This is a genomic window from Shimia sp. CNT1-13L.2, from assembly GCF_024331145.1.
Lineage (GTDB): Bacteria > Pseudomonadota > Alphaproteobacteria > Rhodobacterales > Rhodobacteraceae > Shimia.
Genome location: NZ_JANDJO010000006.1, coordinates 84,727 through 98,763 on the forward strand (window position 1 = coordinate 84,727; position 14,037 = coordinate 98,763).

General features: G+C 61.0%; 15 protein-coding genes. 7 read left to right on the plus strand and 8 right to left on the minus strand.

Annotated features, from left to right (window positions below; all coding sequences use genetic code 11):
- Positions 1–30 precede the first annotated feature (30 nt).
- The 4 genes from NNA36_RS13925 to NNA36_RS13940 are packed head-to-tail and all read right to left on the minus strand — an operon-like array spanning position 31 to position 4,319.
- Positions 31–1,383: a TRAP transporter large permease gene (locus NNA36_RS13925; protein WP_255108039.1), complete on the minus strand. Its 1,353-nt coding sequence runs from the start codon at positions 1,381–1,383 to the stop codon at positions 31–33.
- Positions 1,380–1,964, minus strand: coding sequence for a TRAP transporter small permease (locus NNA36_RS13930; RefSeq protein ID WP_255108040.1), 585 nt, complete (start codon positions 1,962–1,964; stop codon positions 1,380–1,382). The genes NNA36_RS13925 and NNA36_RS13930 overlap by 4 nt, the downstream gene beginning before the upstream one ends.
- Positions 1,965–1,976: 12 nt before the next feature.
- Positions 1,977–3,230, minus strand: coding sequence for a flavin-dependent oxidoreductase (locus NNA36_RS13935; RefSeq protein ID WP_255108046.1), 1,254 nt, complete (start codon positions 3,228–3,230; stop codon positions 1,977–1,979).
- Positions 3,231–3,284: 54 nt separating this feature from the next.
- Positions 3,285–4,319 (minus strand): TRAP transporter substrate-binding protein, encoded by a 1,035-nt coding sequence (locus NNA36_RS13940; RefSeq protein WP_255108048.1) that lies wholly within the window; start codon positions 4,317–4,319, stop codon positions 3,285–3,287.
- A 165-nt stretch (positions 4,320–4,484) separates the two neighbouring features.
- Here NNA36_RS13940 and NNA36_RS13945 point away from each other — a divergent pair, with 165 nt between their 5' ends.
- Positions 4,485–5,063: a YqaA family protein gene (locus NNA36_RS13945; RefSeq protein ID WP_255108050.1), complete on the plus strand. Its 579-nt coding sequence runs from the start codon at positions 4,485–4,487 to the stop codon at positions 5,061–5,063.
- Entirely contained in the window at positions 5,060–5,539 is a 480-nt protein-coding gene (locus NNA36_RS13950; protein WP_255108051.1) for a disulfide bond formation protein B, read from the plus strand. The genes NNA36_RS13945 and NNA36_RS13950 overlap by 4 nt, the downstream gene beginning before the upstream one ends.
- Positions 5,540–5,575: 36 nt before the next feature.
- Here the strand turns inward: NNA36_RS13950 and NNA36_RS13955 are convergent, their stop codons facing one another.
- Entirely contained in the window at positions 5,576–6,001 is a 426-nt protein-coding gene (locus NNA36_RS13955; protein ID WP_255108327.1) for an Lrp/AsnC family transcriptional regulator, read from the minus strand.
- Positions 6,002–6,120: 119 nt separating this feature from the next.
- Between NNA36_RS13955 and rocF the strand changes: the two genes are divergently transcribed.
- From rocF to NNA36_RS13970, 3 genes are read left to right on the plus strand one after another with little or no spacing between them, the layout of a single operon-like run.
- Positions 6,121–7,044 carry an arginase gene (gene rocF, locus NNA36_RS13960; protein WP_255108053.1) on the plus strand — a complete coding sequence of 308 codons (924 nt, stop codon included), beginning with the start codon at positions 6,121–6,123 and terminating at the stop codon, positions 7,042–7,044.
- Complete coding sequence (ctlX, locus tag NNA36_RS13965) at positions 7,044–7,973, plus strand: citrulline utilization hydrolase CtlX (RefSeq protein WP_255108055.1); 930 nt, start codon at positions 7,044–7,046, stop codon at positions 7,971–7,973. The genes rocF and ctlX overlap by 1 nt, the downstream gene beginning before the upstream one ends.
- Positions 7,973–9,016 carry an ornithine cyclodeaminase gene (locus tag NNA36_RS13970; RefSeq protein WP_255108057.1) on the plus strand — a complete coding sequence of 348 codons (1,044 nt, stop codon included), beginning with the start codon at positions 7,973–7,975 and terminating at the stop codon, positions 9,014–9,016. The genes ctlX and NNA36_RS13970 overlap by 1 nt, the downstream gene beginning before the upstream one ends.
- A 6-nt stretch (positions 9,017–9,022) precedes the next feature.
- Here the strand turns inward: NNA36_RS13970 and NNA36_RS13975 are convergent, their stop codons facing one another.
- Positions 9,023–9,994: a sodium-dependent bicarbonate transport family permease gene (locus NNA36_RS13975; protein WP_255108058.1), complete on the minus strand. Its 972-nt coding sequence runs from the start codon at positions 9,992–9,994 to the stop codon at positions 9,023–9,025.
- A gap of 104 nt (positions 9,995–10,098) precedes the next feature.
- Between NNA36_RS13975 and NNA36_RS13980 the strand changes: the two genes are divergently transcribed.
- Positions 10,099–11,007: a LysR substrate-binding domain-containing protein gene (locus NNA36_RS13980; RefSeq protein WP_255108060.1), complete on the plus strand. Its 909-nt coding sequence runs from the start codon at positions 10,099–10,101 to the stop codon at positions 11,005–11,007.
- On the opposite strand, the gene NNA36_RS13985 is transcribed toward NNA36_RS13980, so the two are convergent.
- Complete coding sequence (locus tag NNA36_RS13985) at positions 11,004–11,915, minus strand: LysR family transcriptional regulator (protein ID WP_255108061.1); 912 nt, start codon at positions 11,913–11,915, stop codon at positions 11,004–11,006. The genes NNA36_RS13980 and NNA36_RS13985 overlap by 4 nt on opposite strands.
- Before the next feature lie 116 nt (positions 11,916–12,031).
- Here NNA36_RS13985 and NNA36_RS13990 point away from each other — a divergent pair, with 116 nt between their 5' ends.
- Positions 12,032–13,273 carry an acyl-CoA dehydrogenase family protein gene (locus tag NNA36_RS13990; protein WP_255108062.1) on the plus strand — a complete coding sequence of 414 codons (1,242 nt, stop codon included), beginning with the start codon at positions 12,032–12,034 and terminating at the stop codon, positions 13,271–13,273.
- A gap of 39 nt (positions 13,274–13,312) precedes the next feature.
- Here NNA36_RS13990 and NNA36_RS13995 read toward each other — a convergent pair whose 3' ends face one another.
- Complete coding sequence (locus NNA36_RS13995) at positions 13,313–13,897, minus strand: HNH endonuclease (RefSeq protein WP_255108063.1); 585 nt, start codon at positions 13,895–13,897, stop codon at positions 13,313–13,315.
- Positions 13,898–14,037: the final 140 nt, after the last annotated feature.

Here is a 14,037-nt window from a genome sequence, read left to right on the forward strand (position 1 = left end):
CGAGGTCCAGCCCCAAACGCGCGGTTTTTGTCAAAACATCACGCCGACCAACCACAGCGTAATCGCCGGGAAGGACACGAGGATCACAACGCGGATCAGGTCGGACAGAACAAAGGGCGCAACGCCGGCATAGGTGCGCGAAATCGGGATGTCGCGGGCCACGCCGTTGATGATGAAAAGGTTCATCCCCACGGGTGGCGTGATCAATCCCACCTCGACCACGATCAGGGCAATGATGCCGAACCAGATCGCCGTGTCTTCGGCGCTCATGCCGAAATCCAGAACCTCGATCACCGGCAGGAAGATCGGGATGGTCAGCAGGATCATCGAAAGTGAATCCATCACGCAGCCAAAGACGAGGTACGCCAGAAGCATGACGGTCAGCACCATCAGCGGCGCAAACCCGGCGCTGAGCACCCAGTCGGCCAGCATATCAGGCGCACGCGTCAGGGCAAGGAAGCCCTTGAAGATCTCGGCCCCGAGCAGGATGAAAAAGATCATCGCCGTGGCCTTGGCCGTCTCGAGAATTGCGTTCAGAAAGCCCTGAAACGTCAGCTTGCCAACAACGATACCGTAAAGGGCTGTTGCCGTGGCCCCGAAGGCCGCCGCCTCGTTGGGTGTGAAGAGCGCCTGCGGCCCGGGCTTGGACCAGTTCCAGTCGCCCACGATGCCGCCCATCGTAAGACCAAAGATCGCGATCACCGGCCAGGTCGCGGCAAAGGTCTTGAGCCGCTCGCGCATCGGAACACGCTCAGCCGTGGTGGCGCTGTCGGGCTTGAGACGCACGTAGATCGCCACGGTCAGGATATAGCCAAGTGCCGCGAGCAGGCCCGGCACCATGGCGGCCATGAACATCTTGACGATATTCTGCTCGGCCATGATGGCATAGATCACGAGGATCACCGACGGCGGGATCAGGATGCCGAGGGTGCCACCGGCGGCCAGCACACCGGTCGAGAGGCTGTCGGAATAGCCACGGCGGCGCATTTCCGGCAGGGCCACCTGCCCCATTGTCGAGGCGGTTGCCAGCGACGAGCCGCAGATCGCGCCAAAGCCCGCGCAGGCCCCGACAGAGGCCATCGCCACGCCCCCCTTGCGGTGGCCAAGCCAATCGCTTGCCGCCCGGAACAGCGCCGAGGACATGCCTGTGCGCGTTGCGAACTGTCCCATCAGCAGGAACAGCGGCACGATCGAAAGCCCCTGGTTGGAAAAGGTCTCATAGGTCAGGGTCTTTAGCTGCGCCATCGGCGCATTCGGCGTGCCCAGCACGTACCATGTGCCAAAGAACCCCGTTAGCGCCATGGCAAGGGCAATTGGAACCCGCAGGAAAATCCCGCCCAGCATGAGGGCAAAGCCGGTCAGGGCAAGTGTCAGGCCGGTCATAGCGCGCCCTCCTCACCCGCCAGCACCCAGTTGAGGCTGCGCCAGACGGTATAGAGGGCGACCAGCGCAAACATCACCGCGCCGATCAGGGCAAAGCCATAGGGTATCCACACGGGGATCTCCAATTCATAGGTCGTTTCCGGAAAGAAGGGTTTATAGCCCATACCAAGGCTGTCGCGCAGGCCATCGCTGCCATAGGGGAATTTTTCGCCGAACCCGAACCAGAGCTGGCGCAGGATCACCAGCGCGGCGGCCGCGATCAGCAGATCCCCCATCAGGCCGGTCAGCGCCTGGATGCGTTTGGGAAAGTTCACCGTCAGGATATCGACAGTCACATGCCCGCGCTTGAGCTGGCAGAACGGCAGGAAGGAAAACACCGCCAGCGCGCAGCCATTGGCCACCAATTCATAGTCGCCCGGCACAGGCCCCAACCCGTATTCCGTGAACATCCGCCCGATGATCGACACCACCGTCATGCCCGCCATGGCCGTCAGCAGCACACCGCCGCCATAGGCCATCCAGCGCGAGGCTGCCTCGATCACGCGGCCGATCCGCCGCTGTGCATTGGGTGCAAGTGTCATTGATGTCTCCTGTCAGACCGCGATCAGGGGGCCACGTGCGTTCAGTGCCGCCATATCCATGCCCGCCACCTTCTTGTAGCCATCTGCGAAAGCCTGCCGCTCCGCAAGGGGCATGACGGTTTCAATATCTTCAAACCCGTCCGGCGCACGGTCTGCCACGATGTCGAGGATCTTGTCCGGCCCGTCCCCACGGTTCATCAGCACCAGCTTGTTGACCTTCTCCCGCCGCTCCGCCTCGTAGGCCTTCAGGGCCTTTGGCCCCATGCCATGGCGTTTGAGTTCGCGGGCAAGGATGCGTGCGTCAATGATGCCCTGGCTGGCGCCGTTCGAGCCGATCGGATACATCGCATGCGCCGCATCGCCCATGAGGGTCATGTTCCCGAAGGTCCACTGGTCCAGCGGATTGCGATCCACCATCGGGAATTCGTAAATCGCCTCGGCGCTGCGGATGATCTCGGGCACGTTCAGCCAGTCAAACGTCCAGTCGGCGAACTCAGGCAGAAAATCCTCGATATTGCCGCCACGGTTCCAATCCTGCTGACGCCATTGATAGTCGGGCGGCATGGTCAGGTCGGCAATCCAGTTGAGCAGGCTGCCGCCATCCGGCAGATCGGCGATCGGATAGATCACGAACTTGCGGCGCTTCTCACCGGCCATGGCCATCGAACGCCCTGTCAGGAAACGCGGCCACTTGGTGACACCGCGCCACATCATCGTCCCGCCCCACTGAGCCGGGCCTTCATCGGGATAGAGGCTGGCCCGCAACGCCGAATTGATCCCGTCAGCGGCAATCAGGACGGCCCCTTTTTCAGTTCCCAGCGCCTCGCCAGACTTCCTGTTTTCCAATTTAATTTCAACACCATCCGCCGTGTCCGTCCAGCCGGTCACGGCAGTTCCCATCTGCACGACGTCCATGCCGCAATGTTCCTGCAGGCTGCGCAGAAGCAACATCTGCAAGCCGCCGCGATGGATCGAGAACTGGGGCCACTTGTAGCCGGCACTCATGCCACGCGGCTCGGACCAGATCAGCCCGCCCTGACGCGAGAAATAGGCCACTTCCTGCGTGCGCAGCCCCACAAGGTCCAGCCCGTCCTCGAGCCCCAGCTCCATGAGTTCGCGGGTTGCGTGCGGTTGCAGGTTGATCCCGACCCCCAGGGGTTTGATCTCGCGCACCGCTTCGAAAATGCGGAACGGAACGCCCAGTTGATGCAAGCTCAGCCCCAGTGTCAGACCGGCAATTCCGGCCCCGGCGATCAATACGGTCATGAAACGTCACAAAGGCGCGCCCGAACTGTGCCGGACGCGCCCTTCCCCATGCTTTTACTGCGAGTATTTGGCGACCAGCGCCTTGGCGTCATCCACCATGGCCTGAGCCTCAAGCCCGCGGCCGGACATATCGGCAATCCAGGCCTCGGTCTGGGCATCACCAATGGCGCGCAGCTCGGCCACCACCGAGGGATCAAGCGTTACGATGGTGTTGCCATTGGCAGCCGTCGCCTTCTCGCCACCGGTATCGCCGGTGTCCATGCCGCGACCGGCAAGGCCAGAGACCTCAAGGCCCGAGTTGGCATCAATGACCGCTTTCAGATCATCAGGCAGGCTGTCGTATTTGGCCTTGTTCATGCCCCAGACAAAGGTGGTGTTGTAAAGCGCACGATCGCCACCGATCTGGGTGTGGCTGTCGGCAAGTTCATGCACCTTGAGCGGCGGAACGATTTCCCACGGGATCACACCGCCATCCACCACGCCTTTTGACAGGGCTTCGGGGAAGGCCGGCACAGGCATCCCCACCGGCGTTGCCCCAAGGGTTTCCAGAAGCGCGTTGGCCTGACGCGACGGGCCGCGCAGTTTCAACCCCTTGAAATCCGCGGTCGAGGTGATCGGATCGCCCTTCTTGTGGATCACGCCGGGGCCATGCACATGCAGCGCCATTACCTTGATATCGCCAAGACGGGCGGTTGCGTGTTTCTCATAGAACTCCCAGAACGCCTTGGACGAGGCCTCGGCGCTCATCGAGGTCATGAAGGGCAGTTCGAACACTTCGGTTTCGGGGAAACGACCCGGCGTATACGCCGGCAGCGCCCAGCCACAATCGATCACGCCATCACGGATCTGGTCGTAAAGCGCGGGCGGTTTGCCGCCCAGCTGCATCGCCGGATAGATTTCCACCTTGATCCTACCACCGCTGTCCTTTTCAACCTTCTCGGCCCAGGGCGCGATGAAGTACTTCGGAATCGAGGCCTTGGGTGACAGGAAATGCTGACAGCGCAGTGTCACCTCCTGTGCAAAGGACGTTCCCGCCGTGAGCGTGAGGGCCACGGCACCTGCAAGCGCCGCCTTGAGCGTGAGTTTCATTGCGTATCCTCCCAGTTCGCAATACATCTTGGGCACCAACCTCCCTTGAATGCCCTGTTCGTCAAGGCAACCATAGGAGCCCCCCATAAGTCACGCACTTTATGTGTGAAATCTTCATCCGGATAGTTTCTGATTCCGGCAACAAAGAAACGGGAAGCGGGCAGTATGCTGACCAATCTCTATAATTGGACCCTGCGCATGGCCGATCATCCGCGCGCGCTTTGGGTTCTCGCATTGGTGAGTTTTGCGGAAAGTTCGGTCTTTCCGATCCCGCCGGATGTCCTGATGATCCCGATGATCCTTGCCCGGCCGTCACGGGCCTGGCTGATTGCCGCCGTGGCCCTTGTCGCGTCGGTTCTGGGCGGGTTGCTAGGCTATGCCATCGGCGCCTTTGCCTTTGACCAGATCGGCCAGCCGATCCTTGCCAGCCTCGGCAAGGCCGACGCCATGAGCGAGTTCAACAGCCGGTTCAACGATTTCGGCTTCTGGGCAGTTCTTGGCGCGGGCATCACCCCCTTCCCCTTCAAGGTGATCACCATCATGTCGGGCTGGACCGGCATGCCGCTTGCAACCTTTGTCGGCACCGCGATCATCGCGCGCGGCATCCGGTTTTTCCTCGTGGCGGCGCTTTTGTGGAAATTCGGCGCACCAATTCGTGACTTTATCGAGCGTCGTCTTGGACTTATGACAACGCTGTTCCTGATCCTCCTGTTCGGAGGTTTCCTTCTCGTGAGGTACCTATGACCCTGTCCCGCCGTGCCATCCTGATGGGCCTGACCGCCTTTTCGATTGCCTCGATCCTCGGGGCCTGGGCGTTTCAATACATCGGCGGACTGGCGCCCTGCGCCATGTGCTACTGGCAGCGCTGGCCGCATTGGGCGGCCTCCCTGATCGGGATCGCGGCAGTCTTTTTCGGCACCCGTATCCTGCCCTATCTCGCAGGACTTGCCGCGCTGACCACATCCTTCATCGGCTTCTATCATTCCGGCGTTGAGCGCAAATGGTGGCCTGGGCCGGCCTCGTGCACGGGGCGCGGGCTGTCCTCGGACATGGACAACCTGCTGAGCTTTGAAGGCGCGGCGCCGGTGCTGTGTGACGAAATCCCCTGGCAGATGCTGGGGCTGACAATGGCCAACCTGAACGGCATCGGATCGCTTGTTGTGGCCGTTCTGTGGTTCTGGGCGGCCCGCCTGCCGGAAGGTAAGCACAGGATTTTCTAGAAAATCCTGTGGCCCGACAATCTTCTCGAAGATTGTCTAGCCCGACTTTTTCGTGGCCAGCAGCAGGTTGGTTTCCGAGGTGCTCACCCCTTCGAAACGGCGAATCCGGCCCAGCACCTCGTCGAGTTCCTCAAGGGTCGCGGTGCCCAGTTCGACAATCAGGTCCCACCGCCCGTTGGTCGAGTGAATCGCCCGCACCGCAGGCAGCCCGCCGAGCTGGCGGGTGACACGCTCCGCGCCCCGCCCCTCGATACCGATCATCATCAGGCCGCGCACCGCGTCGCGGTGGGCATCCTCTTTCAAGACAACGGTAAATCCGACAATCACCCCCTGGTCGCGCAACCGTTCGATCCGGCCGCGAACGGTGGTGCGCGACACCCCCAGAAGAATCGCCAAATCCGACAGGGACGCGCGCGCATCATGGCGCAGGGTCGAGATCAACTTGCGGTCCAGATCATCCACTTTGACGATTTCCATTTCCGATTTGCCTTAATGGCGACCGTATTGAGCAAATTGTTGGGTCCAAATCAACACAAATCGAACGCATCTTGAAAAACAATCGAAATGCGACGGACAAGAAAATGATTCCCAAAACCTGCATCCTGATCGGGGCACCGGTGGATTCCGGCAAGCGACGCCGCGGCTGTCTGATGGGCCCGGATGCCTATCGCACCGCCGGTCTGGCCGAAAGCCTGAGCGCGCTTGGACACACCGTGATCGACCGCGGCAACCTCGCCCCTGCGGACCACAAGGCTGATGCGCCCGACACCCACCTGCACGCCCTGAACGAAACCATCGCCTGGACCGAGGCGCTTTCGGATGCGGCGGAAAAGGCGATGGATGATGGCCTGCCGGTGTTCCTTGGCGGTGATCATGCGCTGTCGGCCGGGACGGTGCGCGGTGTCGCCAACCACGCCGCAAGGATCGATCGCCCGCAGTTTGTCCTCTGGCTGGATGCCCACAGCGATTTCCACACCCCCGGCAGCACCGATTCCGGCAACCTGCATGGCACGCCCGTTGCCTATTTCGCGGGCCTCGACGGCTTTGACGGCTTTCCGCGCGTCCCCCATCCCGTTCCACAGGACAACATCTGCATCATTGGTCTGCGGTCGGTGGATGATGCCGAACGCGCGGCGCTTCAGGACAGCAACATCCACCGCCACGACATGCGCGAGATTGACGAGCATGGCATCGCGCGGCCCCTGTCTGCCTTCCTCGAAAAGGTCGCCGCCGCCAATGGCATGTTGCACGTCAGCCTGGATGTGGATTTCCTTGATCCCGACGTGGCCCCCGCTGTCGGCACCACGGTGCCGGGTGGTGCCACGGTCCGCGAAGCGCATCTCGTGATGGAAATGCTCCACGACAGCGGCCTGATGACCTCAATGGATCTGGTCGAGCTGAACCCCTTTCTCGACACCCGCGGCCGCACCACGAAGCTGATGGTCGATCTCGCCGCCTCGGCCCTTGGTCGCCGGATCTTTGACCGTCCCACCCGGAGCTATTGATGACACTCTTGCAAGCCCCCGACGCGGTGGTGATGATCCGCCCGCATCATTTCTGTTCCAACCCGGAAACCCGCGACGACAACGCGTTCCAGACATTGTCGAACCACAGTGCCGCCGCCACTTCAGAAGCGGCGCGCAGCGAATTCGACGCCGCCGTTGCCAAACTGCGCAAGGCTGGCGTTAGGGTGCATGTTTTCGAAGACACCAGCACCGAAACCCCCGACAGTGTCTTTCCGAACAACTGGTTCTCGACGCATACCGGTGGTCACGTTGCGATCTATCCGATGTTCGCCCCGAACCGGCGCAAGGAACGGCGTCAGGACGTGATCGAAATGCTCAAGCGCGACTATCGCGTGCAGGACGTGATCGACTATTCCGGCCTCGAACAGGATGGCCTGGCCCTGGAGGGCACCGGCGCGATGGTTCTCGATCACATCGGGCGCATTGCCTATACCGTACACTCCAACCGCGCTGATCCGATCCTGCTGGAACGGTTCTGCACCCACTTCAACTTTGAACCAATTGCCTTCGAGGCCCGCGACGCGCAAGGCCGCGATGTCTATCACACCAACGTGCTGATGGGCATCGGAACGGGCTATGCGCTGATCTGCCTTGATATGATCGTCGACCCCGAGCGCCGCCGCACGGTCGCACAGCGCCTTGAGGACTCCGGCCGACAGGTCATCGACCTGAGCCATGCCCAGATCGGCGAATTTGCCGGCAACGCCATCGAACTGACCGGTGATCGCCGTATCCTTGCGCTCTCCTCCCGGGCGCTGGCGTCGCTGCGCCCGGAACAGATTGCGATCATTGAAAAAACAGCCCAGCCCCTGCCGCTGGACATCCCGACAATCGAAACTGCCGGCGGCTCTGTCCGCTGCATGCTGGCCGGTGTCCACCTGACCCGCCGCACCGAGAGGACCCACTGATGAGCACCCCTTCCGACAAAGCCCTTGTGCCCTTCGTCAGCGTCGACAACATGATGCGCCTGATCCACCATATCGGCGTCGAAGACATGCTGCGCGACCTCGCGGAGTATATCGAGGCCGACTTCAAGCGTTGGGAACTGTTCGACAAGACACCGCGGGTTGCCTCGCATTCCGACGTCGGCGTGATCGAGCTGATGCCCACTTCGGACGGCGAAGCCTATGGGTTCAAATATGTGAACGGCCACCCCAAGAACACCTCTGAAGGTCTGCAAACCGTGACCGCCTTTGGCCTGCTGGCGGATGTCTATACCGGCTATCCCGTGCTGCTCACCGAGATGACCATGCTGACCGCGCTGCGCACGGCGGCGACCTCTGCGATGGTGGCAAAATACCTCGCCCCCAAAGGGTCAACCACCATGGCGATGATCGGCAACGGCGCACAATCCGAGTTCCAGTCGCTGGCGATGAAGGCGATCTGCGGTGTCGACACCATCCGCCTTTATGACAAGGACATGGCTGCAAGCCGCAAGTGTGCTGCGAACCTTGAAGGTACCGGGCTGAAAACCGTGATCTGCGCCACGCCCGAAGAGGCCATCGAAGGCGCGCAGATTCTGACCACCTGCACCGCCGACAAGCAATATGCCACGATCCTGAGCGACAACATGGTTGGCGCCGGCGTGCATATCAACGCGATTGGCGGCGATTGCCCCGGCAAGACCGAACTGGCCAAGGGCATTCTGGAACGTTCCGACGTTTTCGTAGAATACCCGCCGCAAACCCGGATCGAAGGCGAAATCCAGCAAATGGACGAGGATTTCGCGGTGACCGAGTTCTGGCAGGTTGTCACCGGTGCCAAACAGGGCCGCACCAGTGCCCGCCAGATCACCCTGTTTGACAGCGTCGGCTTTGCCATCGAGGATTTCAGTGCCCTTCGCTATATCCGCGACAAGGTGAAGGACACCGATTTCCACTATGATCTCGACCTGCTGGCCGATCCCGATGATCCGCGTGATCTTTTCGGGATGCTCCAGCGGGCCAAGTAACCGGCCTCAGACCGCGCACCCGGCCAGCCATGCGTAAAGCGGCAGGCCGAGTGTGAGGTTGAAGGGAAAGGTGATACCAAGGGAGGCTGAGAGGTAGACCCCCGACTTGGCCTCGGGCAGCGCGATGCGCATGGCGGCGGGCACGGCGATATAGGAAGCCGAGGCCGCCAGCGTCATGAACAGGAAGGTGCCGCCCTGCGACAGGCCGATGACCATCGACAGGCCCAGACCCAGCAGGCTGCCGATCAGCGGCATGAGACAGCCAAAGGCAAAGAGACCCACGCTCAAGTCGCGACGGTTTTCCATCAGGCTGCGCCCGGCCGAAAGCCCCATGTCCAGAAGGAACAGGCACAGGACGCCGGTGAAGGGCACGATGATGAAATGGTCGATCTGCTCAAGCCCGTCCTTGCCGGTGATGGCACCGATGACAAAGGCCCCCACCAGAAGCACAATCGAGCCATTGGCGAGGATGTCGCGCAGAAGATGTGCATCCAACTTGGTGCCAGGGCGGCTGCGCGCCGCAAGCCAGAGCGCCGAGAGGATCGCGGGAACCTCCATGACGGCGGCCACGGCAACGATATATCCTTCCGAAGAAATGCCTTGCGTTTCCAGAAGGTTGGCAGCGGTTACGAAGGTAACAATGGAGATTGATCCATAGTGTCCGGCAACGGCTGCGGCATCCAGTTGCGACAGGCGCGTCATCACCCGCAACAGCCCATAGGCAAGGAAGGGCATCAACAGCGACAGGACCGCCCCCGCCACCAGCGTTGCGAAAAGTTTGCCGGAGCCACCTGATTCCGAAATGCTCACACCGCCTTTGAACCCGATGGCAAACAGCAGGTAGATCGACATCACCTTGGCTGCGCCTTCCGGTATCGACAGGTCACTTCGCATCACCGCCGCCACAAGACCCAGCGCAAAGAACAGGATCGTTGGCACGAGAAGGTTGTTGGCCAGCATGGCAATCGCGTTTTCCATCAGACGTCTCCAGGGATGGTATTTTCTGAAGGCGGGGTATCGCTTGCCAACCAGCTTAGGTCCAATATATTGTAACTTAACTTTCCATAGCCTTTATCTATCTAATGCGCCCGACCTTCCGACAACTCGAATACATCGTTGCCGTCGCCGACACCGCCCGCTTTGGAATGGCGGCGGAAAAGCTCGGCATCAGCCAACCCAGCCTGTCCTCACAAATTGTCGAGGCCGAGACCGATCTTGGCGTACGGATTTTCAATCGCGGGCGTCATGGGGCCGTCATGACCCAACAGGGGGCGGAAATCGTGCGGCGCGCCCGTCGCATACTGCACGAGATGGAAGACCTGCGCGCCTGCGTGACGGGGGATGGCATCTTTGATGGCCGCCTGCGCCTTGGTGTCCTGCCCTCGATCGGCCCCTACCTGCTGCCGGGTGTGGTCCGGCGTCTGCACGTCGATCACCCCAATTTCCGGCTGGTCGTCCGCGAGGAAAGCACGGCCGATCTGGAACTGGGGCTGCGCAGTGGCCGCTTTGACATGATCCTGTCCACCCCCGAGGATCACCCCGGCACCCTGCAAATTCCCCTGTTTCGCGAAACCCTGTGGGCGGCCATCCCCAAGGACGACCCGCTTGCCGGTGATGCGGGGCCCTTGCCCTTGGCGTCGCTTGCGGGACGCAACCTGCTTGCGCTGGGATCACGACACAGGCTGTCGGGCATGGTTTCGGAAATTGCCGCCCTCGCCAATGCGCGGGTGCCGGATGAATACGAAGGCACCAGCCTTGCGGCCATTCTCCTGATGGCCGCCGCCGGAGCCGGCATCGCGATCCTGCCGCGCCTTTATGCGGCGACCGATGCGCGGCGTCGCGATGACATCGTTCTGCGCCGCCTCGACACGCCAAAGGCGGAACGGGCGATCTCCCTCATCCAACCCGCCGCCTTCGAGGCCCGTCTGGGCAGCGACATTCTGGCATCCGCCCTGAGCGAAGAAGCCTTGCAGCTGATGGCGCCGATTTAGGTTTCATAATTCACATTCACATTGGCAAATAAGCCTATGACTTGATTGCGAATCCACAGGTTCGCCGGATCTTCATCCAGCAGCCGGTGCCAATAGAGATTGAAGGCCAATTCCGGCACATCAAACGGCAACTCAAGGACTTCGAAATCAAGATCACGGGCAAGGTCTTCGGTAATCGTCAGGGCAAGATCGCTATTGCGGATCACCGGCGCGGCCGAGTGGTAGTGTTGCAACCTGAGCTTCAGAGCCCGCCGCTTGCCGATCCGCTGCAGGGCATAGTCGACCAATCCGCCCCCTCTGCGCCGCCCGGAGACGTGTACGTGCCCAAGGGCCAGGTACTCTTCGATCGTAAGCGCCTGCCCCGCCAATGGATGCCCGCGGCGCACCGCGCAGACATAGCGTTGCGATACAAGCGGCACATGCACAAGATCGGCGGCGTTCTCGAGCGGCACGTCGATGGCCAGATCAAGCGCCCCCGACGCCAGATCGCGCAGGATATCCGAGCGTGACACACGATGGCTTCGCAACCCCACGTTTGGTGCAGACAGGCTGATCGCGGCCGCCAGATCGGGCATGATCCGAACCTCCAGCCAGTCGTTCATGCTTAGCCGAAACACCCGCTGGCTGGTGTCCGGGCGAAACTCGTCCCGCGCATGGGCAGAGGACGCCAGAAGGCCCATCGCCTCGCCGATCCTGCCCGACAGGCTTTCGGCAAAGGGGGTTGGCGTCATGCCGCGGCTGGTTTTCACGAACAGGGGATCGTTGAACTGTGCCCGCATGCGGGCCAGCGCATTGCTCACGGTCGGTTGCGTCACCGAAAGAACCTCGGCAGCCCGTGTCAGATTGCGCTCGGCATAGATCACGTCGAACACGAGAAAGAGGTTCATATCGACTTGCGAGAGTTTCATTCTATACCATTCACACCATGAATGGCGTTCATTGAAATTCCAAAGTTCTGAAATGTCAAATCCTGTGCGAAGATCACCGCAAACCGCCCGCACGCAAGGCCGACAGGAGAGCACAGATGGATTTTGCCTTTTCCCCCCGCAGCCAGGAAATGCGTCAAAAGCTTCAAGGCTTTATGGACGCTCACATCCTGCCCCGCATACGCCAGCACCACGAGGAAACCCACGCCGGACAATTCCCGGTGTCCTTCATGGAAGACCTCAAGAAACTAGCCCGTGAGGAAGGGCTTTGGAACATGTTCCTGCCGAGCCTGAAAGAAGACGAACCCGGCACGCCGCTTAGCAACCTTGATTATGCCCCGCTGGCGGAAATCATGGGGCGCGTGCCTTGGTCGGCAGAGGTGTTCAACTGCAACGCGCCTGACACCGGCAACATGGAACTGCTGCACATGTTCGCGACGCCCGAACAGCGCGAGCAATGGCTTGAGCCGCTGCTGAATGGCGAAATCCGCTCGGCCTTTGCGATGACGGAACCCGATGTGGCCTCGTCTGACGCCACGAACATCACGACATCCATGCGGCGTGAAGGTGATGAATACGTCATCAATGGCCGCAAGTGGTTTATCACCAATGCGACACATCCGAACTGCAAGGTGTTCATCGTCATGGGCAAGACCGACCCCGAGGCCGACACCCACAAACAGCAGAGCATGATTATCGTGCCGCGCGACACCCCCGGTGTAGAGATCGTACGCAACCCGACGGTTCTCAACCACCACGCGCCGGAAGGCCATGCCGAGATCCTGTTCACCAACGTGCGTGTCCCTGCCTCGAACCTCCTTGGTGAAGAAGGCAGCGGGTTTGCGCTGGCACAGGCACGGCTTGGGCCGGGTCGTATCCACCACTGCATGCGCTCGATCGGGGCGGCGGAACTGGCGCTTGAGCTGATGGTCGACCGCTCGCAAGAGCGCAAAACCTTTGGCAAGCACCTGTCTCAACAGGGTGTTATCCGTGAATGGATTGCGAAATCGCGGATCGAGATCGAGCAGGCCCGCCTGCTGACCCTCAAAGCAGCCTGGATGATCGACAATGTCGGGGCCAAGGAGGCGCGCAAGGAAATCTCGATGATCAAGGTGGTCGCCCCTGCCCTGCACACACGTGTGACGGATCGGGCCATGCAGCTGTTCGGTGCAATGGGCCTCACGCCCGACACCCCGCTTGCCGATCACTATACCTGGGGTCGCGCCCTGCGGTTTGCCGATGGGCCGGATGAAGTCCACCTGCAATCCATTGCCAAGATGGAACTGCGCGAAAGCAATCGCGGGGCATCGGAAACCTATCTGACACCGCCCAAGCGCTAATCGGAACAGTTGGCTCGGAGACCTGCGGGTCTTCGGGCATCAGGCGTCGAGTTCGGCGTCCCAGTAGAGAAAGTCGAGCCAGCTTTCGTGCAGGTAATTCGGCGGAAACCGGCGCCCCATGTTGCGCAGTTCTTCTGAACTTGGCTGGCGCGGCGCCTTGTACAGGCGCATTCCGGCCCGTCGCAGCGATTTTGATCCCTTCCTGAGATTACACGGGCTACAGGCCGCCACCACGTTTTCCCAGCTTGTCACGCCACCTGCCGCGCGGGGCACCACGTGGTCAAAGGTCAGATCGCCCTTGCTGCCGCAGTATTGGCAGCGGAATTCATCCCTCAGAAATAAATTAAAGCGCGTGAAGGCCACGCGCTTTTGAGGTCGAACATAATCTTTGAGGACAACGACAGAGGGAATGCGAATTTCCGTGGAAGGACTTCGGACCACTTGGTCATATTCGGCGACGATATCCACCCTGTCCATGAACGCCGCCTTGACCGCATCCTGCCAGGGCCAGAGGGACAGCGGATAGTAGGATAGTGGCCTGTAATCCGCATTCAAAACCAAAGCCGGGTGGTTACGTGCCCCGGCGGGTGCCCTTACAAATTCTGTCCTGAAATCGCCATCCATGGTTCGAGTCGTCCTTCGCCTCGTCTGCCTGTTGTTGAAGCATCGAGGCGGACGCACCCGCCCCAGCCTTATACCCACTATATATCGTAGCCGCTTTCTGGCAAGCCTCACGATATATGTGACCACACATAAAGGGCTAG

Bases quoted from the DNA above. Each gene is read 5' to 3' on its own strand.
- NNA36_RS13935 (WP_255108046.1), bottom strand. From the start codon at position 3,230: ATGACCGTATTGATCGCCGGGGCCGGAATTGCCGGTCTGACACTGGGG.
- ctlX (WP_255108055.1), top strand. From the start codon at position 7,044: ATGACACTCTTGCAAGCCCCCGACGCGGTGGTGATGATCCGCCCGCAT.
- NNA36_RS13985 (WP_255108061.1), bottom strand. From the start codon at position 11,915: ATGAAACTCTCGCAAGTCGATATGAACCTCTTTCTCGTGTTCGACGTG.
- NNA36_RS13970 (WP_255108057.1), top strand. From the start codon at position 7,973: ATGAGCACCCCTTCCGACAAAGCCCTTGTGCCCTTCGTCAGCGTCGAC.
- NNA36_RS13975 (WP_255108058.1), bottom strand. From the start codon at position 9,994: ATGGAAAACGCGATTGCCATGCTGGCCAACAACCTTCTCGTGCCAACG.
- NNA36_RS13995 (WP_255108063.1), bottom strand. From the start codon at position 13,897: ATGGATGGCGATTTCAGGACAGAATTTGTAAGGGCACCCGCCGGGGCA.
- NNA36_RS13945 (WP_255108050.1), top strand. From the start codon at position 4,485: ATGCTGACCAATCTCTATAATTGGACCCTGCGCATGGCCGATCATCCG.
- NNA36_RS13950 (WP_255108051.1), top strand. From the start codon at position 5,060: ATGACCCTGTCCCGCCGTGCCATCCTGATGGGCCTGACCGCCTTTTCG.
- rocF (WP_255108053.1), top strand. From the start codon at position 6,121: ATGATTCCCAAAACCTGCATCCTGATCGGGGCACCGGTGGATTCCGGC.
- NNA36_RS13930 (WP_255108040.1), bottom strand. From the start codon at position 1,964: ATGACACTTGCACCCAATGCACAGCGGCGGATCGGCCGCGTGATCGAG.
- NNA36_RS13980 (WP_255108060.1), top strand. From the start codon at position 10,099: ATGCGCCCGACCTTCCGACAACTCGAATACATCGTTGCCGTCGCCGAC.
- NNA36_RS13940 (WP_255108048.1), bottom strand. From the start codon at position 4,319: ATGAAACTCACGCTCAAGGCGGCGCTTGCAGGTGCCGTGGCCCTCACG.
- NNA36_RS13925 (WP_255108039.1), bottom strand. From the start codon at position 1,383: ATGACCGGCCTGACACTTGCCCTGACCGGCTTTGCCCTCATGCTGGGC.
- NNA36_RS13990 (WP_255108062.1), top strand. From the start codon at position 12,032: ATGGATTTTGCCTTTTCCCCCCGCAGCCAGGAAATGCGTCAAAAGCTT.